The organism is Streptomyces sp. NPDC059895 (assembly GCF_042731035.1).
Lineage (GTDB): Bacteria > Actinomycetota > Actinomycetes > Streptomycetales > Streptomycetaceae > Streptomyces.
The window spans coordinates 39742-60063 of record NZ_JBHWKO010000035.1 but is presented as its reverse complement, the minus strand read 5'-3'; the positions used below and the strand labels follow the sequence as shown (position 1 = coordinate 60063).

20 protein-coding genes are annotated in these 20322 nt (G+C 73.1%); 12 read left to right on the top strand and 8 right to left on the bottom strand.

Annotated elements, in window-relative coordinates; genetic code table 11:
- Positions 1-69: 69 nt before the first annotated feature.
- The 3 genes from ACFV9M_RS30710 to ACFV9M_RS30700 all read right to left on the bottom strand — a co-directional run bounded on the left by ACFV9M_RS30710 (position 70) and on the right by ACFV9M_RS30700 (position 1903).
- The gene (locus ACFV9M_RS30710; protein WP_385067808.1) at positions 70-480 is read right to left on the bottom strand and encodes a VOC family protein; all 411 of its coding nucleotides are present in this window, start codon (positions 478-480) and stop codon (positions 70-72) included.
- 182 nt (positions 481-662) lie between these two features.
- Positions 663-887: a hypothetical protein gene (locus tag ACFV9M_RS30705; protein ID WP_385067810.1), complete on the bottom strand. Its 225-nt coding sequence runs from the start codon at positions 885-887 to the stop codon at positions 663-665.
- A 110-nt stretch (positions 888-997) separates the two neighbouring features.
- The gene (locus ACFV9M_RS30700) at positions 998-1903 is read right to left on the bottom strand and encodes an NAD-dependent protein deacetylase (RefSeq protein ID WP_385067813.1); all 906 of its coding nucleotides are present in this window, start codon (positions 1901-1903) and stop codon (positions 998-1000) included.
- 388 nt (positions 1904-2291) lie between these two features.
- Between ACFV9M_RS30700 and ACFV9M_RS30695 the strand changes: the two genes are divergently transcribed.
- Positions 2292-2765 (top strand): hypothetical protein, encoded by a 474-nt coding sequence (locus tag ACFV9M_RS30695; RefSeq protein ID WP_385067815.1) that lies wholly within the window; start codon positions 2292-2294, stop codon positions 2763-2765.
- Between the two features lie 163 nt (positions 2766-2928).
- Here ACFV9M_RS30695 and ACFV9M_RS30690 read toward each other — a convergent pair whose 3' ends face one another.
- The 3 genes from ACFV9M_RS30690 to ACFV9M_RS30680 all read right to left on the bottom strand — a co-directional run bounded on the left by ACFV9M_RS30690 (position 2929) and on the right by ACFV9M_RS30680 (position 5773).
- Positions 2929-3687: an SDR family NAD(P)-dependent oxidoreductase gene (locus ACFV9M_RS30690; RefSeq protein ID WP_385067817.1), complete on the bottom strand. Its 759-nt coding sequence runs from the start codon at positions 3685-3687 to the stop codon at positions 2929-2931.
- Positions 3688-3770: 83 nt separating this feature from the next.
- Entirely contained in the window at positions 3771-5114 is a 1344-nt protein-coding gene (locus ACFV9M_RS30685) for an MFS transporter (protein ID WP_385067820.1), read from the bottom strand.
- Between the two features lie 77 nt (positions 5115-5191).
- Complete coding sequence (locus ACFV9M_RS30680) at positions 5192-5773, bottom strand: TetR/AcrR family transcriptional regulator (protein WP_385067823.1); 582 nt, start codon at positions 5771-5773, stop codon at positions 5192-5194.
- Between the two features lie 287 nt (positions 5774-6060).
- Between ACFV9M_RS30680 and ACFV9M_RS30675 the strand changes: the two genes are divergently transcribed.
- Positions 6061-6345: a hypothetical protein gene (locus ACFV9M_RS30675; protein WP_385067826.1), complete on the top strand. Its 285-nt coding sequence runs from the start codon at positions 6061-6063 to the stop codon at positions 6343-6345.
- A gap of 71 nt (positions 6346-6416) precedes the next feature.
- Here the strand turns inward: ACFV9M_RS30675 and ACFV9M_RS30670 are convergent, their stop codons facing one another.
- Positions 6417-6935, bottom strand: a complete 519-nt coding sequence (locus tag ACFV9M_RS30670; protein WP_385067829.1) for a hypothetical protein — start codon at positions 6933-6935, stop codon at positions 6417-6419.
- Between the two features lie 129 nt (positions 6936-7064).
- On the opposite strand from ACFV9M_RS30670, the gene ACFV9M_RS30665 reads away from it, so the two are divergent.
- The 6 genes from ACFV9M_RS30665 (at position 7065) to ACFV9M_RS30640 (ending at position 13174) form a co-directional block, all read left to right on the top strand.
- Entirely contained in the window at positions 7065-8351 is a 1287-nt protein-coding gene (locus ACFV9M_RS30665) for a flavin-containing monooxygenase (RefSeq protein WP_385067831.1), read from the top strand.
- A 10-nt stretch (positions 8352-8361) separates the two neighbouring features.
- Positions 8362-8832 carry a RidA family protein gene (locus tag ACFV9M_RS30660; protein ID WP_385067833.1) on the top strand — a complete coding sequence of 157 codons (471 nt, stop codon included), beginning with the start codon at positions 8362-8364 and terminating at the stop codon, positions 8830-8832.
- Positions 8829-9503, top strand: coding sequence for a DUF1028 domain-containing protein (locus ACFV9M_RS30655; RefSeq protein WP_385067834.1), 675 nt, complete (start codon positions 8829-8831; stop codon positions 9501-9503). Before ACFV9M_RS30660 ends, ACFV9M_RS30655 begins: the two co-directional genes overlap by 4 nt.
- Positions 9500-10648, top strand: coding sequence for a M20 family metallopeptidase (locus ACFV9M_RS30650; RefSeq protein WP_385067836.1), 1149 nt, complete (start codon positions 9500-9502; stop codon positions 10646-10648). Before ACFV9M_RS30655 ends, ACFV9M_RS30650 begins: the two co-directional genes overlap by 4 nt.
- A 187-nt stretch (positions 10649-10835) precedes the next feature.
- Entirely contained in the window at positions 10836-12206 is a 1371-nt protein-coding gene (locus ACFV9M_RS30645) for an MFS transporter (RefSeq protein WP_385067838.1), read from the top strand.
- A gap of 41 nt (positions 12207-12247) precedes the next feature.
- On the top strand, positions 12248-13174 hold the full coding sequence (locus ACFV9M_RS30640; protein ID WP_385067840.1) for a LysR family transcriptional regulator: 927 nt from the start codon (positions 12248-12250) through the stop codon (positions 13172-13174).
- 218 nt (positions 13175-13392) lie between these two features.
- Here the strand turns inward: ACFV9M_RS30640 and ACFV9M_RS30635 are convergent, their stop codons facing one another.
- Entirely contained in the window at positions 13393-14010 is a 618-nt protein-coding gene (locus tag ACFV9M_RS30635; protein WP_385067843.1) for a TetR/AcrR family transcriptional regulator, read from the bottom strand.
- A gap of 240 nt (positions 14011-14250) precedes the next feature.
- Between ACFV9M_RS30635 and ACFV9M_RS30630 the strand changes: the two genes are divergently transcribed.
- The 4 genes from ACFV9M_RS30630 (at position 14251) to ACFV9M_RS30615 (ending at position 20314) form a co-directional block, all read left to right on the top strand.
- The gene (locus tag ACFV9M_RS30630) at positions 14251-15723 is read left to right on the top strand and encodes an aldehyde dehydrogenase (protein ID WP_385067846.1); all 1473 of its coding nucleotides are present in this window, start codon (positions 14251-14253) and stop codon (positions 15721-15723) included.
- 146 nt (positions 15724-15869) lie between these two features.
- Positions 15870-17222, top strand: a complete 1353-nt coding sequence (locus ACFV9M_RS30625) for an aspartate aminotransferase family protein (RefSeq protein ID WP_385067848.1) — start codon at positions 15870-15872, stop codon at positions 17220-17222.
- Positions 17223-17354: 132 nt separating this feature from the next.
- Complete coding sequence (locus tag ACFV9M_RS30620; protein WP_385067851.1) at positions 17355-18872, top strand: APC family permease; 1518 nt, start codon at positions 17355-17357, stop codon at positions 18870-18872.
- A gap of 47 nt (positions 18873-18919) precedes the next feature.
- A complete protein-coding gene (locus tag ACFV9M_RS30615) occupies positions 18920-20314 on the top strand; it encodes a purine-cytosine permease family protein (protein ID WP_385067854.1) in 1395 nt (464 codons plus the stop codon).
- Positions 20315-20322: the final 8 nt, after the last annotated feature.

Below are 20322 nucleotides of genomic sequence, written 5' to 3'. Positions count from 1 at the left end.
CGTCGCGCGTCAGCACGTACGGACGGCAGGGCTCGTCGGGTCCACGCGGGTCGAACCCCGCCGGAAGGCTCAGCGAAGCTCCTGGATGCGGACCAGATTGCCCGCTGGATCGCGGACGGCGCAGTCCCGGATGCCGTACGGCTGCTCGGTCGGCTCCTGGACGACCTCGGCGTCGCGGGCCTGCACCTTCTCGAACGTGCCGTCGAGGTCGTGGGTGGCCAGCAGGATCCAGCCGTAGGTGCCCTTGGCCATCATCTCGGCGATGGTGCGGCGCTCGTCCTCGGTGATCCCGGGGTCGACGGCCGGCGGCGCCAGGAGGATGGACGTGCCGGGCTGGCCGACGGGGCCGACCGTGATCCAGCGCATCGTGCCCTGTCCGACGTCGTTGCGGACCTCGAAGCCGAGGATGTCGCGGTAGAAGGCCAGGGACGCGTCCGGGTCGTCATGCGGGAGGACGCTCGTGTGAATGGTGATATCCATGACGGTCAGGCTAGGTCGGGCTCCTCGACCCGCGCTTCTCGATTCCTGACCGATCCGAGGTGGCCGGTCGGAGCGGGCCGGCCAGGGTGCTGTGTCCGAGGCACATGAGCCGTCCGTGTCACGCGGGCTCACCGGCGGAACTCCCGCCGGCGACGGGAGCCGTTCCGGTCGACCGTCGGTGATCAGTCCGGGCTGCTTGCCGCGCCCGGGTGTTGCCGTCCCCGGGTGCCGAGGGTCCGGCGACCGGATCCGCCGGCCTCCGGGGTTCGACCGGGGGTGGGCTCGGGGTCCTGGTCGTGGTCGGTGTCCGCAAGTTCGGCGGGCAGGAGACGGGGCGATCGGCCCTGCGTCGGTGCGGTCGTGGTGCTCATCGGTCCGACGCCGAGCGCGCGGCGGGGGGTGCTCATGCCCGTAGTCTGCCGGATCGGGCTGCCGCTTCGGGTGAACCGTTGCCGCCGTACGTCGTCTCGGAGACGTACGGCGGCGACGGTTCACCCGGGCTCGCGCCCGTGGGGCGTCAGCTGTGCCCCGCAGCCTGACCGTCGACGGGGACGCCCAGCCGACCGGCCACGGTGGTGAGGGCTGTTCCCAGCGGGAGCGCGACCCGGGTGAGGGCGTGCCGGTCGCCCCGGGTCGGGTCCCGGTTGACGATCAGCACCGGCTTCCCCGCCTGGGCCGCCTGGCGGACGAACCGGAGCCCGGACATCACCGTCAGCGAGGAGCCCAGGACCAGCAGCGAGGCCGCCTCACGGACCAGCGTGCGGCAGTGCTCGACCCGCCGCGGCGGAACGGCTTCGCCGAAGAACACCACGTCCGGTTTGAGGATGCCGCCGCAGACCGCGCAGGGCACCACGCGGAAGTCCCCGACCTGTTCGTCGGTGAGGTCGGCGTCACCGTCCGGGTTGATTGCCGCGGCCACCGGCTCGAAGCCCACGTTCGCCTCCTCCAGCCGCCGGGCGAGTTCGCGGCGAGGGCTGACGGCGCCGCACGACAGGCAGACGACCCGGGCCAGGCTTCCATGGAGTTCCACGACACCCTCGCTGCCGGCGGCCTGGTGCAGGCCGTCCACATTCTGGGTGATCACACCCGAGAGCAGGCCGTGCCGCCCGAACGCGGCCACGGCCCGGTGCCCGCCGTTGGGGCGGGCGCGGCCGAAGGTGCGCCAGCCGAGGTGGCTGCGCGCCCAGTACCGGCGCCGGGCGCGGGCGTCGGACGTGAAGTCCTGGTAGGTCATCGGGGTGTGCCGGCTCAGGCTCCCGCCCTCGCCCCGGTAGTCGGGGATGCCCGACTCCGTGGAGATGCCCGCCCCGCTGAGCACCAGCACACCGCCGGTGCTCAGGACATCGGCGACCGGCTCCAGTTCCGTGGTGCCCGGCGGCAGGTCCTCGGCAGGGGTCCAGCTCAGAGTGGGGCGTATGCGCATGCCGCCAGGGTACGGAACAGGCCGCCACCACCTCGGTTCCGCCGTCGGTGCCGGGACAGGGGCGAGCGCGGCTGCGCCCGCGCCCGTCGCGGCGCCGCCGTCACCGCGGCCCCGGCGACGACGTGGAAGCCCTCGCCACCGGACACGCCAGGCTGCGGGCGCCGCTGCTGCCTCGACGCCGCCGCCGGGCACCTGACGGCGCGACAGACCGAGGGCGCGCTCTCCCCGGCCGGGCGGGCACCGCGGGCAGGCCCGCGGCACGTGCGGGGAGGATCGTCGGGAGGGCTCGCGCCGAGCGGCGCTCCCTGGCACTGTCGTACCCGCCGAAGGCGGTGCGGGACTTCGACGAGGCCCGCACGGCGTCTGTCCGTGAGAAGGGGTGAGGGACATGCGGGTGGGGATCACCGGGCACCGCGGCCTGAGCGAAGAGGTCGCCCGGCGCGTGCGGGCGCTGCTGGCCGCGGCCGTGGCGGAGTACGCCCCGGCCGAGCTGGTCGGCGTCTCGTGCGTCGCGGACGGCCCCGACTCCTGGTTCGCCGAAGCCGTCCTCGACCACGGCGGACGCATCGAGGTCGTCGTCCCCGCCTCCGAGTACCGCGACAGCCTTCCCGACTGGCAGCACGCCACCTACGACCGGCTGGTGGGGCAGGCCGCCGACGTCCACACGACCGGCATGACCGCCTCCGACCCCCAGGCCTACATGGCCGGCAGCGAAATCCTCGTGGGCCTGGTCGACGAACTCCTCGCCGTATGGGACGGCCGGCCCGCCCGGGGGTACGGCGGCACCGCCGACGTCGTCGCCCACGCCGAGCGGCAGGCGACCGCGGTGCGCGTCCTGTGGCCCGCGGGCGCGTCCCGCTGAGCCGGCCCGCGAAGGCCTGCCGCTTCCGCTGCGCCGCCGACCGGCACGACGCGCACCGCCGGTCACGCCGGGGCGGCCCCTTCGCTCAGGGGTGAGGCATCACCCGTCCGACGCCGTCACGACGGTCCCTGACCGGGAGCGTGCCGCCGGCGCCCACGAGCCGTCAGGCCGATGCTCCACTGTCGATGACCAGGTCGGTGCCCACGACCGAGCCGGCCGCGGGCGAGGCGAGGTAGAGGACCGCCGCCGCCACCTCCTCGGCCTGCGCGACCCGGCCGAGCGGGTTCTCCGTTTTGACCCGCTCGGCTCGGTCGGCCTCGGTCTCGCCCGGCCGCAGCGACATGGGAGCGGCGGCTGCGCCGGGGCTCGCCGCGTTGATGCGGATGCCCTGGTGGATGTGGTCGAGAGCGGCGGCGCGGGTCAGCGCGGAGACGGCTGCCTTCGAGGTGAGGTACGCGGCGGTGTTCGGGACGCGCAGGTGTGCGCCCAGGTTGGAGGAGATGTTGACGATGACGCCGCCGCCGTTCTCCTTCATGTGGGCGATCTCGTGCTTCATGGCCAGCCAGACGCCGGTGACGTTGGTCCGCAGCACCGCGTCCCAGTCCTCCTCGCTCACCTCGCCGACGGGTACGGTGGCGCGGAGTATCCCGGCGTTGTTGACCGCGACGTCCAGTCCACCGAAGCGGGACACGCTCTCGCGGACCAGGTGCTGGAGCCGGCCGGAGTCGGTGACGTCGGTGGTGACGGCGGCGGCCGTGCCGCCGGTGGCCTCGATGAGGCCGACCGTCTCGTCCAGAGAGGCCTCGGTGCGTCCCGCGGCGACCACGGACGCGCCCTCGGCGGCGAAGGCGAGCGCGATGGCGCGGCCGAGCCCGGAGCCCGCGCCGGTGACGAGGGCTGTCTTGCCTGTGAAGCGGTTCATTGCGTCGGCTCCCTTGGATGATGGTCACGTGCCTGGGTGAAGGTCACGTGCCTGGGTGATGGATCACGTGCCCGGGTGACGGATCACGTGGTGCGGTGGTGCAGGAGGGCGACGACGGCGAGGGCGGCCCCCGTCGCGGCCAGGGACCAGGCGTCGCTGCCGAGGGTGAGCAGAACGGCGAAGAAGACGGTCGGGCCGACTTCCATCGCGGTGTTCAGCACCCCGGCCGCGAGCCCGGTCCGCTGCCGCGGCACGCCTTCGGTGGCGAGCACGGCGGCTCCGCCGAAGGAGGCGGCGGTGCCGGCGGGCAGCAGTACGAGGCCCGGCAGCAGTCCGTACGCGTAGCGGATGTGTGCGTCGGTCCCGGTGAGCGCGAGCAGGGCGAGCCCGGCAGCGCCCGTGCCGAGCCCGGCGGTCGTGACGGCTCGGGCCCCGTACCGGCCGATGAGCGGCCCTGCCGCCCGGCCCGAGGCGATCAGCACGACGGCGAAGGGCACGAAGGCGGCCGAGGTCCGCAGCGGTGACCAGTCGCGCGCCTGCTGGAGGTGGAGCGAGAGGACCACGAACGTCATCGCGGTGGCACAGGCGCTCAGCGCGATGGCCGCGAGTGCGAGGGCCCGCCGCCGGTCGAGCAGGAAGCGCGGTGGCAGCAGCGGGTCGCGGGCACGGCGCTCGGCGTACCAGAACGCGGCCAGAGTCGCGGTCCCGGCGAGCAGCGGCGCGAGCACGTCGGCCGACGCCCAGGGGCGGGCGTCGGTGACGACGAGCCCGTAACTGGCGAGGGTGATCCCGGCGGTGGCGAGCAGAGCACCCGGCAGGTCGAGGGACCTGCCCCGGTTCGGTGCGGTGTCCGGAAGCAGCCGGGGCGCCAGGGCGAGGGCGGCGACCGCCACCACGAGTGGTACGGCGAAGGTCCAGCGCCAGGAGAGCAGCGCGCAGACGCCGGAGAGCAGGTTTCCCGCCGTCGCGCCGAGTACCGAGAGCCCGCCCCAGGTGGCCATCGCCCTGCCGTACGCGGTGGCGGAGGGGAGGACGGCGCGCAGTACGGCCATGGCGGCCGGCGCGATGAGGGCCGCGCCCGTGCCCTGGGCCGAGCGCGCCGCGAGCAGTCCCCAGAAGCCGGGAGCGAGCGGGGCGGCGGCCGAGGCGGCGGCGAAGACGACGAGGCCCGCGGTGAGGACGCGCCGCCCGCCGTAACGGTCGGCGAGGCGTCCGCCGAAGAGCAGCAGCGCGGCGAAGGTCAGCCCGTAGGCGGCGCTGAGCAGGATCAGGTCGGCGCGCCGCAGGTCGAATTCGCGCCCGATGAGGGGTAAGGGCACGGCGAGCGCGGCGAGCGTGAAGATCAACGTGGTCTGGACGCCGCCGAGGAGGACGAAGGCGTATCGGTGCTGCGTGGTGGCGACGCGGACGGTACTGGTTGCGGTCATGTCACCCCTGTTCTTGACCGATCGATTCAGTATTCGGGCATGGGAAAGCGCGCCCGACGGCTTGCGGCGGCAGTGATTCAGTCCAGCAGGGCCAGCGCCTGTTCCGCCGCGTCCCGCACCCGGGCGGGATCGCTCGACGCCTTGCCGACGATCCGGACTCCTTGCAGCAGGACGAGCAGCATGCGGGCCAGCGCGCGTGGATCGCGGTCCTCTGCCAGCTCGCCCTGGGCCTGGGCGCGGACGAGCGCGGAGTGCAGCAGGGTCTCGACGTGCTCCCAGCTGAGCTCGACCCGGCGGGCGGCGGCAGGGTCGTGCGGGGCCAGCTCGGCCGCGGTGTTGGTGACGAGGCAGCCGTCGACCCCTTGCGGGGAGGCCGCTTCCGCGGCGAAGCGGCGCACCACCGCGCGCACCGCGGGCAGTGCGGGGCCCGGCTGGGACAGCTCGGCCAGGAGGAGCGGGTCGCGTGTCTCGGTGTACCGGTCCATGGCCCTCAGGTACAGCTCGTGCTTGCTGCCGAAGGTCGCGTAGAGGCTGGCACGGCCGATGCCGAGATGCTCGACGAGGTCCGTCAGCGACGTCGCTTCGTAGCCGCGCCGCCAGAACAGCTCGAGAGCCGACTGCAACGCGGCGTCAGGATCGAATTCCTTGGTCCTGGGCACGTCAAAACCCTAGTGGAGTCTGGACCGTTCGGTCAAATAAACGGAGCCCGTGGCTGGATGGGAGGTGGTGCGGAGTGGTGAAGGTTCCCGACTCCACGCGATCCCCACGTTCGGAGGAGCCCGGCCGTGTGGCCGCGCGTGTCATCGAGGCCGGACGGGCGCAGCGCCGTTCGGATCACACGGGCGGCCTTTGGTGATGAACGTCGGACGCCTCGCGAGCGCCGGCTGTCGCAGCGGGTATGGCGTCTCAGCGAAGGACGGACCCGCAACTCGTGAGGAGAACAGCCGTGTACGCAGCAGTCCGGAGGTATGAAGGGGTGACCGATCCGGCCGAGGCGGGGCGCCTGGTGAACGAGGGGTTCCTGCCGCTCGTGCGCCGGATCCCCGGTTTCGTGGCCTACTACTGGGTCGACGCCGGCGACGGCGTCATGGTCTCGACCAGCGTCTTCGAGGACCGGGCCGGTGTCGAGGAATCGGTCTCGAGAGCGGCGGAATTCGTGCGCGACAACCTCGCGTCCCTGCTCCCCAACCCTCCCCAGATCACGGCAGGGGAGGTCGTGGCCTCCGCGTAGCGGCACTCGCTCCCGCTGCTCAGGCATGTTCGGTCAGGCGTGTTCACGCAGGCGTGTTCCCACAGGCGTGTTCACGGGCCACGCGTCGGTGTCCGCGTGCGGTGCCAGGTGTAGACCACGACATGCAGGTCGGGGTGGTCGGCGGGGGCGAGGCGGTGGTGTTCGCAGCGCAGGACGCCTTGGGCAGGGTGGTGGAAGACGCGCGGGCGGGAGGTGAAGCCCTCGATCCGGTGGTCCTGCCAGGCGGCACGGAACGTCTCGCTGGTGTCCAGCAGCCGCTGGACGGCGGGGGAGCGGGCGAGGTCACCCAGGCGGGGCCCGGCCTCGGCGCGGAGCTCGGCGAGGAAGCGGCGGCTGGTGGTCTCCCAGTCCGGCAGCAGGTCGCGGACGTAGGGGTCGGTGAACACCAGACAACCGCCTGCCACGCCGGCAGCCGGCTGTGCCGGACCGGCACCCGCGGGCGGCCCGGACGAGCCGGGCAGGGCCCGTACGTCCGCGGTGCGGTCGAGACGGAAGGCCCGGTCCTCGTCGGACCGCCGCGCTTGGGCCGGCGGTGCGTCGCTCGCCGCGCCGGCGACCGACCCTCCCACATCTGAAAATCAGATCGCCTACAGCGGAAACATCTGTTGGACAGGCTTTCAGCCGCGCCCCAGGATGACTCGTGCGGTAGCACAGTCAACGCGACACCGGGATGGACTACCGCCTGAGTGGAGGCTGAAGTGCCGAGTGAAGAAACCGAAGTGGTCGTCGTCGGGGCGGGCCAGGCGGGCGTGGCGATGAGCGAGCACCTGGGAGCCCACGGCGTACCGCACATCGTCCTGGAGCGGCACCGGATCGCCGAGCAGTGGCGCTCGCAGCGGTGGGACTCGCTGGTCGCGAACGGGCCCGCGTGGCACGACCGGTTCCCGGGGCTGGAGTTCCCCGACGTCGCCCCCGACGCCTTCGCCTCGAAGGAACAGGTCGCCGACTACTTCGCCGCGTACGCCGACAAGATCGCCGCCCCGGTCCGGTGCGGTGTCGAGGTGACCAGGGTGCGCAGGCAAGCCGGCCGGCCCGGCTTCCGGGTCGAGACGTCGGAGGGCTCCCTCGACGCGCGCTTCGTCGTGGCGGCGACCGGACCGTTCCAGCGGCCCGTGATCCCGCCCGTCGTCCCGGACGGCGCCGTCCCCGTGCAGATCCACTCCAGCGGGTACCGCAACCCGGAGCAACTGCCCGAGGGCGCGGTCCTCGTGGTCGGGGCCGGCTCCTCGGGGGTCCAGATCGCCGACGAACTGCGCCGGTCCGGTCGCCGGGTCCTCCTCTCCGTCGGTCCCCACGACCGTCCTCCCCGCCGATACCGCGGACGGGACTTCTGCTGGTGGCTCGGCGTGCTCGGGCTCTGGGACGCCGAGACGCCTCCCCAAGGTGCCGAACACGTCACCATCGCGGTCAGCGGGGCCCGCGGCGGCCACACCGTGGACTTCCGTGCCCTGGCCGGCACCGGCATCGAGCTCGTCGGCCTGACCGTGTCCCACGACGACGGCGTCCTGCGCTTCGCGCCGGATCTCGCCACGAACATCGCGCTCGGCGACGCCAAGTACCTCGCGCTCCTGCGGGCGGCCGACGCGTACGTCGAGCGCAACGGGCTCGACCTCCCCGAGGAGCCGGAGGCCCACGTCCTCGGGCCGGACCCGGAATGCGTGACCGACCCCCGGCTGGAGCTCGACCTCGCCGAGGCCGGCGTCACCTCGATCGTCTGGGCGACGGGCTTCGCCGCCGACTACGGCTGGCTCGAGGTCGACGCGTTCGACGAGAACGGCCGACCGGACCAGCGCCGCGGAGTGTCCCGCGAGCCCGGCGTCTACTTCCTGGGCCTGCCCTGGCTGTCCCGGCGCGGGTCGAGCTTCATCTGGGGTGTCTGGCACGACGCCCGGTACGTCGCCGACCACATCGCGACCCGGCGGGGCTACCTCGCGTACGGCACCACCGACCGGCCCGGCACCGCGCCGGCGACCCGGAACGACTGAGGAGCGGACGATGACCTCCACGAGCGAGGGCCGCCAGGTGAAGGCCCCGATCGTCGCCGGCGGGCACACCCGGATCCGGCCGTTCAACACCCGTGACACCTATCCCGAGCAGAACCTCGACAACGACCTCTGCCAGGCCGTCGTCGCCGGACACACCGTCTACGTCCGGGGCCAGATCGGCCAGGACCTCGACACCAGCGAGTCGGTCGGCATCGGCGACGCCGAGGCGCAGGCCGAGCGGGCGATGGCGAACATCAGGACGCTGCTCGAAGAGGCGGGCAGCCGGATGGAGCACCTGGTCAAGCTGACGATCTATCTGGTCGACCCGCGCTACCGCGAGGCGGTGTACCGCACCGTGGGCCGCTGGACCAAGGGCGTCCACCCGATCTCCACCGGCCTGGTGGTGTCGGCGCTGGCCCGCCCGGAGTGGCTCTGCGAGATCGACGCCGTCGCCGTCATCCCCGGGGAGGACCGGGCATGACGTTCTCCCTGGTGGTCCGCGACGGTGAGCGGTTCGGTGTCGCGGCGAGCTCGTCGAGTCCGGCGGTCGCCGCCCGGGTCGCCCATCTGCGGCCCGGCGTCGGCGCGGCCGCCTCGCAGAACATCACCGACCCCACACTCGGCACGAGCCTGCTGGACGCGCTGACGGACCACGGCGACGCGGAACGCGCCCTGGCCGACGTCACCGGCGCGGCACGGAACGCCACGACCATCGCCTACCGTCAGCTGACCGTGCTGGGCCGCTCCGGGCCCGGCTTCGCCCACAGCGGCTCGCGAACGCTGGGCAGGCACGCCTCGGCCACCGCGGACGGCGCCGTGGCGGCCGGCAACATGCTGTCCGGCGAACACATCCCCGGCGTTCTCCTCGACGCGTACTCCGCCGCCACGGGCGAGCTCGAGCAGCGGCTGCTCACCGCGATGAAGGCCGCCGTCGCGGCCGGCGGCGAGGAGGGGCCGGTGTACTCCGCGGGCCTAACGGTCGTCGCGGACGTGGGCTGGCGGGTGACCGACCTGCGGGTGGACTGGGCCGAGGACCCCGTGGACCGGCTCGGTGAGCTCCTCGACGTCTGGCTGCCGCAGCGGGACGACTATGTGCGGCGCGGACTCGACCCCGCCTCCGCCCCCTCGTACGGCGTTCCGGGCGACCGGTGAGGGGCGCGCTGAAAAGGGCGGCCCGGCAGGCCGTCGACCGTCATGCCGAGGAGCTGATCGGCCTGTCCGAGCGGCTGCACGCCGACCCGGAGACCGCCTGGGAGGAACACCGGGCCGCCGCCGCCGTACCCGAGCTGCTGGACCGCGCCGGATTCGACGTCACCTCGTCCTACCTGGGCCTGGAGACCGCCTTCCTCGCCCGGTTCGGCAGTGGGCCCGTCCGGATCGCGTTGTGCGCCGAGTACGACGCGCTGCCCGGCCTCGGTCACGCGTGCGGGCACAACCTCATCGCGGCGAGCTCGGTCGGCGCCGCGCTCGGCCTGGCCGCCGTCGCCGACGACGCCGGCCTCACCGTCGAGGTCTACGGCACCCCGGCCGAGGAGGGCGGCGGCGGCAAGATCGAGATGCTCGACCGGGGCGCCTTCGCCGGGGTCGACCTCGCGATGATGGTGCATCCGGCGCCGGTCGACGTCGCCGAGGCCCGCCCGTTCGCGGTCAGCCACTCCAGGATCTCCTACACCGGGAAGTCCGCGCACGCCGCCGCCTACCCGGAGGCCGGCATCAACGCGGCCGACGCCTTCACCGTGGCCCAGGTGGCCATCGGGCTGTTGCGCCAGCAGCTGCCGGCCTCGGCGCGCGTGCATGGCGTGGTGACGCACGCCGGAGACGCCCCGAACGCCATCCCGGAGCGGTCGGCCGGACGCTGGTACGTCAGGGCCGAGACGCTCGCCGAACTGGCCGAGCTGGAGCCACGCGTCATGCGGGCCTTCGAGGCGGGTGCCCTCGCGACCGGCTGCGCCCTGGAGATCGAGCCGGAGAGCAAGCCGTACGCGGAGTTCCGCGCGGACGAGACCGCCCTCGGGCACTACCGCGCGAACGCCCTCGCCCTGGGCCGGGAGTTCGCGCCGCCCGGCCGGGCCGCACGGATGAACCGCGCCTCCACCGACATGGGCAACGTCTCGCAGGTGGTGCCGGCCATCCACCCCTACATCGGCATCGGTTCGCTGCCCGCCACCAACCACCAGCACGAGTTCGCCGCGCACTGCGTGGGCGGGCCGGCACAGCGGGCCCTCCTCGACGGAGCGGTCGCGCTGGCCTGGACCGGCGTGGACCGGGGCGCGCCGGCCGGGGGAGGGGCGGCGTGACGGAAGCGGGCGGGCGCGAGCCGAGACGAGGGCCCTGGGCGCGCGGCCCGGGCGCGCTGACCTGGGCGCCACTCCGCGAGCTCACCGGCCCCGCCTCCCCGACCGGCCCGCCCGCGCTCTGAGGGCACGGCGCCGGCGGCACCCGCACAGCTCCGGCTTCTCCATCCATCCCCACAAGGAGGCGCGTATGCCCACCTGTAAGACCGGCGCCCCGACGGCGACCGAGGCCGAGCCCGCCACCGACGCGGCGGCACTGCGCAGGAGCGTCGCCGCGGGAGCCGTCGGCGTGTTCGTGCACTGGTTCGACTGGGCGGCCTACGCCTATCTCGCCGGTACCGTCGCGACCGTGTTCTTCCCGGCCGGGGACGCCACGACCGGACTGCTCGCCGTGTTCGGCGTGTTCGCCGTCTCGTTCGGCATCCGGCCGGTCGGCGCCCTGGTGTTCGGACCGCTCGGCGACCGGATCGGCCGCAAGCGCACGCTGTCCCTGGTCATCTTCATGATGTCCGGCGCGACCCTGGCGATCGGTCTGCTTCCCGGCTACGCGTCGATCGGGATCGCCGCCCCGGTGCTCCTGGTGGTCCTGCGCCTGGTCCAGGGCTTCGCCGCGGGCGGCGAGTTCGGCAGCGCGGCCGGCTTCCTCGCCGAGACGGCGCCGCGCCGCCGTCGCGGATTCGGTGTGAGCTGGCTGGAGGTCGGCTCCCTGCTCGGCTTCCTCGCCGGCTCGTTCGTCTTCCTGCTGCTGTCCACCGGACTCGACGACGACCAGCTCACCTCCTGGGGCTGGCGCATCCCCTTCCTCGTCTCCGCACCGCTCGGCGTCATCGGTTTCATCATCCGCAACAAGATCGAGGACACCCCGCAGTACCGGGCGCTCGAAGCGGGCGGCGCCGTCCCGAGCAGCCCCGCGCGGGAGCTGCTGCGCTCCCACAAACGGCAGCTGCTCCAGGCGGCGGGCCTGATGGCGGCCATGCACGTCCCCTTCTACGCGGTGCTGACCTACCTCGTCACCTACGAGACCGACCACCTGGGCCACTCGGCCGACAGCGCGGCCCTGCTGTCCACCGTCATCTCGCTGCTGGGGCTGGTGCTCGTGCCGCTGTTCGGCATGCTGTCCGACCGCGTGGGACGCAAGCCGGTGTTCGTCGGGGCGACGGCGGCCCTGCTGGTCGTCTCCACCCCGGCCTTCCTCCTGATGCGGACCGGGCTCGCCGGAACGTGGATCGCCGGTCTGCTGCTCGGCGTGATCCTCGCGGCGATCCTCGGCACCTACGCGGTGTGGTCGGCGGAGATCTTCCCCACCCGCACCCGTCAGAGCGGACTGTCCGTCGCCTACAACATCACCGCCGCGCTGTTCGCCGGCACCGTGCCCTACCTGATGACCGTGCTCATCTCGGTGACGGGAAGCACACTGGTGCCCGGCCCGTACCTGATGGTGTTCGCCGTGGGCGGCCTGGTCGCCGCCCTGTCCCTGAAGGAGACCGCCGGTTCCGCGCTGCTGCGCCCCGAGGACGTCCCCGACGCACCCCGCGAGCGTGTCGGAGGCACCGCCGCATAGGGTCGGGCCCGGACACGGTTCACCGGGCACAAGGGTCTGGCATGACGTCACCGCTGGGTTTCACCCTCGTTCAGCTGCGCTACTTCCTGGTCGCCGCCGAGCGCGGATCCATGACGGAGGCGTCGGCGGAGCTGCACATCGCCCAGTCCGCCGTGTCCGCGGCCGTCTACAACCTGGAGCGGGACCTCCAGGTGCAGCTGTTCATCCGCCGACGGGGCCGGGGGCTGACCCTGACGCCCGCGGGGGAGAGGCTGCAACAGCAGGCGCGGGATCTGCTGGCCCGCGCCCGGGAGGTCGAACGGGAGGCCCGGGGAGACGGTGAGGCCCTCTCCGGGCCGGTGGCCGTCGGCTGTTTCGTGACCCTGGCGCCCTACTACCTGCCGCCCCTGTTCAGTGAGTGCACCCGACGCCATCCGGGCATCGAGATCGACGTGGTGGAGGCGGAGACGGACCGGCTCGTCGACGCCCTGGCGGCGGGGCGCGTCGACTTCGCCCTCACCTACGGCCTCGGTCTGTCGGCCGAGCCGGAACTGCGCGGCGAGACGATCGCCCGCGCCCCGGCCTACGTCATCGTCTCGGCCGATCACCCGCTGGCCGGTCGGGGCAGTGTGGAGCTGACCGAGCTGTCCACGGAACCGCTCGTCCTGCTGGACCTTCCCCACAGCCGCGACTACTTCCACTCGCTGGTGGCCGCCACCGGCACCGCGCCCGATGTCCGCTACCGCACCCAGAGCTACGAGACCGTACGCTCCCTGGTGGCCCGCGGACTCGGATACTCCGTGCTCAACCAGCGTCCGGCGACCAGTCAGACCTACGGCGGCGGCGAGGTCGCGGAACTCCGGCTCCTGGACGGCGGCCCCCCGCTCGAAGTCAAGATCGCCTCCGTGGGGGGCGTGACCCAGACGGCCCGCGCGCGAGCGGTGATGGACCTGCTGCGGGAGATCGCCGCCCGGTCCACCGAGGTCTGAACCGGCGGACACTCCCCGGGGAGGGACCCGTGCGGCGGCCGTCGCGCCCGGCAGGCTGTCGCGCCCGGCAGGCTGTCGCGCCCGGCAGGCTGTCGCGCCCGGCAGGCTGTCGCGCCCGGCAGGCTGTCGCGCCCGGCAGGCCGTCGCGCCCGGCAGGCTGTCGCGCCCGACAGGCCGTTGAGCCCGACAGGCCGTCGCGCCCGGCAGGCCGTCGAGCCCTACAGGCCGGCGCAGCCCGTCACCGCCCGCGCATGGGCCAGGACCAGTCCCCGGGCCCTGTCGGGGCGCAGCGCCGCGTTGTGGCTGACGATGTGCAGCCCGTAGCCGTCCTCCAGGGCCACCAGCCCGTGCGCCAGATCGTGCGCGGACGCGGCCAGGGAGAACACCCCGGTCGCCGCGCCGACCTCCAGGGCGGTCGTGTAGAGCGCCACCTCCCGGGCGAAGAGGGAGGTCATCAGCTCGGCATGGCCGGGACTGCGGCCGGCGCGCCGGTGCAGCTCGTAGAGCAGCCCGTGGACGGGGTCCTCCGCGGTGTCGGGCAGGCCGCTGTCGAGGAGCGCGCGCAGTCTCGCCGCGGGATCGCCGGCGGCCGCTCCGTCGTACGCCTGCTGCCGGGAGGCCAGGAAGCCCTCCACCGCTCCTCGGTGCACCTCCAGCACGAGGTCGTCGAGCTCCGGGTAGTAGTACAGCACCGAGCCCTGGGAGACGCCCGCCGCGTCCGCGATGTCCTTGATGCGCAGGCCCTCGAGCCCGCGCTCGGCGATGGCCCGCCCCGCGGCGGAGACGAGGGCTTCTCTGCGCGCCGTCTGGTTGCGTGGTCTACCGACTTTGCCCATGGCGGTTAATTCTCTGTTACTCGGACCATTTTCCGCAAGAAGTTCGCGCCCAGAGCATTGACGACCGGTTCACCGATTGTTTGAATCTCAGCTCAAAGAACTGGTCCGGACCTCCTGCGCGGAGCTGTCCCGCCCCGCCCTGCCCGGCCTCCGCGGCAGCACCTCCCACCCGGCCCCGGCCACGAGACCCGGACGGGCGTCGGTTCGCCCGGGTCCCACAACGCAATCGAAGGCCACCGCATGACGACGTACTCGCACTGGCGGCAGCGTGCCGCCGAGCTCGCGCCCCGCACGCGCCTCTTCATCGACGGAACGTGGACCGACCCCCGCGACGACCGGTGGCTCCCCACCGTGAACCCCGCCACCGGCAGGACAACCGCCGAGGTGGCGGTCGCCTCGGCCGCCGACGTCGACCGGGCCGTCTCCGCGGCCCGCACCTCCTTCGAGGACGGCCGCTGGTCGCGCACCGCCCCCGCGGAACGCAAGCGGGTCCTGCTGGAGCTGGCCCGTCTCATCGAGACCCACGGCGAGGAGCTCGCCCTCTGCGACACCCTCGACATGGGCAAGCCCATCGCCGAGTCGTACGGCACCGACGTGCCCGGCGCCGCCGGTGTGTTCGCCTGGTACGCCGAGGCCGTCGACAAGCTCTACGACGAGGTCGCGCCGGCCCCGCCCGGCAACCTCGCCCTGGTGCGCCGCGCCCCGCTGGGCGTCGTCGGCGCGGTGGTGCCCTGGAACTTCCCGCTCGACCTCGCGAGCTGGAAACTGGCGCCCGCCCTGGCGGCCGGCAACAGCGTCGTGCTCAAGCCCGCCGAGCAGTCACCGCTGTCGGCGCTGCGGCTGGCCGAACTCGCCGCGGAGGCGGGACTTCCCGACGGCGTGCTGAACGTCGTCCCCGGCCCCGGCGAGGTGACCGGCCGCGCCCTCGGCCTCCACCCGGACGTCGACACCCTGGTGTTCACCGGCTCCACCGCCGTGGCCCGGCGGTTCCTCGCCTACTCGGCCGAGTCGAACATGAAGCAGGTGTGGCCCGAGGCCGGCGGCAAGAGCCCGAACCTGGTCTTCGCCGACGCCGACCTGGAGGCCGCCGCGGAACGTGCCGCCTGGGGCTTCGCCTACAACGCCGGACAGGTGTGCTCCGCCAACACCCGCCTGCTGGTCGAGGCGTCCGTCGCGGAGGAGTTCACGGCCCGGGTCGCCGAGCACGCCCGCACCTGGCTGCCGGGCGACCCGCTCGACCCCGCCACCCGGCTCGGCCCGCTGGTCGACGGGGCCCAGGTGACACGCGTCCTGGACGCGGTGCGCTCCTCGGGCGGCACGCTCGTGTGCGGCGGCACCCGCCCCGACCGCGACGGCGCCTATCTCGACCCGACCGTCGTCACCGGCCTGACCCCCGACGCCCCGCTCGTGCGCGACGAACTGTTCGGCCCCGTACTGGCGGTGCTGCCCTTCCGCGACGAGGCGGAGGCGGTCCGCCTGGCCAACGACTCCGCCTACGGCCTGGCCGCGTCCGTGTGGACGCGGGACCTCGGCCGTGCCCACCGCGTCGCCGACGCCCTCCGGGCGGGCACCGTCTCCGTCAACACCGTCGACGCGCTCAGCCCCTTCACGCCCTTCGGCGGCTTCAAACAGTCCGGCCACGGCCGCGACCTCTCCCTGCACTCCTTCGACAAGTACACCGGCCTGAAGACCACCTGGATCGCCTACGGCTGACCGGGCCGACGACCGCCCACCCGGCCCCTCCCTGGCCCCGGCCTCCCGCGGCTCCTGGCCTCCTGTGGCCCCCGGCCCCCGGCCCCGGCCGCCACCGCACCCGCCACCGCACCCGCCACCGTCACCGAGCAAAGGACGCACCCCCCATGACCCTCGACGCCGCCGACCTCACCCGCCTGGACCGAGCGCACATCATCCACCCCTACCTGCCGGGCAGCGCCACCGAGCGCGTCGTGATGACCGAGGGATCGGGCTGTCGCCTGGCCGATTCCGAGGGCCGGAGCTATCTGGACGCCACCGGCGGCCTGTGGCTCGCCCAGGTCGGCCACGGCCGCACGGAGCTGGCCGACATCGCCCACGAGCAGATGAAGAAGCTGGAGTACTTCACCAGCTTCTGGGAGTTCTCCAACGACCGCGCGATCGCGCTCGCCTCCCGGCTGGCCTCCCTGGCCCCCGACCCGCTGAACCACGTGTACTTCACCTCCGGTGGTTCGGAGGGCAACGAGGCCGCGATCAAGATGGCCCGCTACTACCACCACCGCCGCGGCGAGAGCGGCCGGACCTGGATCCTGGCGCGCAGCAAGGCCTACCACGGCATCGGCTACGGCGGCGGCTCGGCCACCGGCTTCCCCCTCTACCACGAGGGCTTCGCCCCGATGATGCCGCACGTCTCCCACCTCACCCCGCCGTGGCCGTACCGCACCGAGCTGTACGGCGGCGAGGACCCGACCGACTTCCTGATCCGGGAGTTGGAGGAGCGCATCGCACAGATCGGCCCGGAGAACATCGCGGCGATGATCGGCGAGCCCATCATGGGCGTCGGCGGGATGCTCGTGCCGCCGGCCGACTACTGGCCGCGGGTGCGCGAGGTCCTCGACCGGCACGGCATCCTGCTCGTCTTCGACGAGGTCGTCACCGCGTACGGACGCGTGGGGGAGTGGTTCGCCGCCCAGTACTTCGGCGTCACCCCCGACATCATCGTCACCGCCAAGGGCATCACCTCCGGCTACGTCCCGCTCGGCGCCCTCCTGGTCGGCGACCACGTCGCCGAGGTCCTGCTGCGCGACCACGGTTTCCCCATGGGCTACACCTACAACGGCCACCCGGTCGCCACCGCCGTCGCCCTCGCCAACCTGGACATCATCGAGAAGGAGGGCCTGCTCGCCCGCGCCACCGGCCTCGGCGCCTTCCTCCACGCCGAACTCCAGGCCCAGCTGGGCGACCTGCCGATCGTCGGCGAGATCCGCTCCGTCGGCATGATGCTCGCCGTCGAACTCGTCGCCGACCGCACCACCCGCACCCCCCTGCCCCTGAACCCCGACCGGATGCCGCACGACGTCATCCGCCGCGAGACCGGCGTCATCGTCCGCGACTCCGCCCACAGCCTGGTGCTGTCCCCGCCGCTGATCATGACCGAGGCCGAGGCCAAGGAAGCGGCCTGCGCCCTGCGCGGCGTCCTGGAACGCACCGACGCCCGCGGCGAGATCCGCCCCGCCTGACACCTCACCCACGGGAGGCCCGGCGCACCACCGGGCCTCCCCGCCCAGCACCACCCGACACGGAACCCCACGCCGTCGCCGCGCCCGCACGCGCCCTCTCGCAGTCCCCTCTCCCCGTCCTAGGAACTGCCCGTGTCCTCCCAGCTGACCTCCGCAGACCCGCGCACACCGGACACCGCCACCGGTCTGCAGCGCAGTCTGAAGCGTTTCGACATCACCGCCATGGCCGTCGCCGCCGTGATCTCCTTCGACACCGTCGGACAGATCGCCACCGGCGGCGGCGAGGCCGCCACCTGGACGGCGGTCGTCGCCCTGTTCTTCCTCATCCCCTACGCCCTGCTGTTCGCCGAGACCGGCGCCGCGTTCCCCCAGGAGGGCGGCCCGTACGTGTGGGTCAAGCTGGCCCTCGGCCGGCCCGCGGCGGCGCTCACGACCTTGTTCTACTGGGTCACCAACCCCATCTGGCTCGGTGGCTCCCTCGTCTTCCTCGCCGCCGAGACCTGGGACGGTTTCGTCTTCCCCCTGGGCTCGGGCACCGTCGCCGACTACGTCTTCAAGCTGCTGTTCGTGTGGACCGCCATCCTCACGGCCGTCGTCTCCCTGCGCCGAGGGAAGTGGATCACCACGGCCGGCGCGCTGGTGAAGGTCCTCGCCCTCGCGCTGTTCACCCTCACCGCCGTGCTCTACGGCATCGAGCACGGATTCCACGGACTCACCGACACCCGGTTCACCCCCACCACGGCCGGCTTCCTCGCCCTCGTCCCGATCCTGCTGTTCGCCTACGTCGGCTTCGAGGCCCCCAACGCCGCCGGCGAGGAGATGCACGACCCGCGGCGCGACGTACCCACCGCCCTCGGCCGCTCCGCGGCCATCGCCGCCTGCTGCTACCTGCTGCCGGTCCTCGCGCTCCTGGCCGTGGTACCCGCGCACAAGGTCACCGGCATCGGCGGCTTCATGGAGGGCGCCCGCCTCGTCTTCGGCGTCTACGGCGGCGCCGCCGGCCCCCTGCTGACGCTCACCGCCGTCATGTTCGTCTTCGCCCTGCTCACCCAGGGCAGCGCATGGATGATCGTCAGCGACCGCATGCAGGCCATGGCCGCCGCCGACGGCGCCTTCTTCACCCGCTCCCTCGGCGCCTTCCACCCCGGGCTCGGCACACCCGTGCGGACCAACCTGCTCTCCGGGGCGGTGGCCACCGTGTTCATGCTGGCCGCCATGCGACTCGCCGACGGCGACGCGGGCGCCGTCTTCGCGGTCGTGCTCACCGTGGCGGTCACCACCCTGCTGCTGTCCTACCTGGTGGTCGTCCCCGCGCTGGTCGTCCTCCGGCTGCGCCGCCCCGACGTCGTACGGCCCTACCGCGTCCCCTTCGGCGACCCGGGGTTCCTGACCTGCGCGGTGCTGGTCTACGCCTGGATCCTGGTCGGCTCCTGGTCGGCGCTCTTCCCCGGCGTCCTGGAAGGGCTCTTCGGCATCGACTACGTCTTCCGCGACGTCTGGGGCGTCTCCCGCCTCTCCTTCGAGGCCTTCACCCTCGGCACCGTCGCCGTGCTGCTGCTCGTCGGGGCCGTCGGCATGACCGTCGCCCGCCGCGAGGCGGCCGCGCCGGTGGGCGCGGCGGCCGCACCGCACCGAAAGGCACTCTCATGACAACCGACAGGACCCCCGCGACCGCCCCGGCGCGGACAGGACCCCCAGTGGCTGCCGAGACCACCGGCATGCTGGAACAGCACACCATCGGCCCCATCCCCGCCTCCGAGCGCACCGGGACCGCCCGCGGCGTCTTCGGTATCTGGCTCGGCATCAACATGCTGCCCCTCACCGTCGTCACCGGCGCCCTCGCCACCACGGCCTTCGCGCTGCCCTTCGGCTGGGCCGTGCTCGCCGTCGTGATCGGCAACCTGGTCGGCGGCGTCTTCATGGCCCTGCACGCCTCGCAGGGGCCGCGGCTGGGCGTACCGCAGATGATCCAGGCCCGAGGCCAGTTCGGGACGAAGGGCGCCGCCCTCGTCGTCCTGGTCGCGACGGTGATGTTCCTGGGGTTCTACATCTCCAACCTCGTGGTCGGGGCGCAGTCCCTGCAGGGCGTCCTGCCCTCGGTCGACCCCACCGCCGCCGTCGCCGGAGCGGCCGTGCTCAGCATGGCCATCACCGTCGTCGGTCTGCGGCTGATCAAGCTGATCATCACGGTCAGTGCCGTCGCCATCGGACTGCTCGTGGTGGCCTCGTTCGCCTGGATCCTCGTCTCCGGCGTGCCCGACGGCGCGCTCGGCGCGGGCGCCTTCACGACCACCGGCTTCGTCTCCATGATCGCGGTGGGTGCCGTGTGGCAGATCGCCTACGCCCCCTACGTGTCCGACTACTCCCGCTACCTGCCGGCCGACTCCGGGGCGCGCGGCGCGTTCTGGGCCACGTACGGAGGCAGCGTGATCAGTGCCGTGCTCGTCATGGCCCTGGGGTGTCTCGTCGGCGCCGTCGCCGAGGGCGACGACGTGGTCGGCGGGCTCGCCTCCCTGACCGGCGGACTGTCCACCACGATCCTGCTGGCCTTCGCGGGGGCGTCGGCCCTCGGCAACGCCGGCAACGTCTACTGCGCCACGCTCAACACCCTGACCCTCGCCGAGACCTTCAAGCCCGGCTGGCTGCCCGGCCTGAAGGCACGCCTGGTGACCTCCGGCGTCCTGCACGTCCTCGGAGCGGCCGTCGCCCTGGCCGCCTCCAGCGGGTTCATCACCTCGTTCACCAACTTCATCACCGTGCTCCTCTACGTCCTGGTGCCGTGGTCGGCCGTCAACCTCGTCGACTACTTCCTGATCCGGGACGGGCACTACGACGTCGACGCCTTCTTCGCCCCAGACGGCGGCCCGTACGGCTCCTGGAACATCCCGGCCCTGGGCGTCTACCTGGTCGGTCTGCTGGTGCAGATCCCCTTCGTCGTCCTGCCGTCGTACGTCGGTCCGGTGGCCACCGCGATCGGCGGGATCGACCTCGCCTGGCTCGTCGGGCTCGCCGTCAGCGGATGCCTCTACCGGCTCGTCGCCCGACGCGCACAGGCGACGCGGCCCGATGTCCGCGTGGCAGCCGCACGATAGACCGCAGT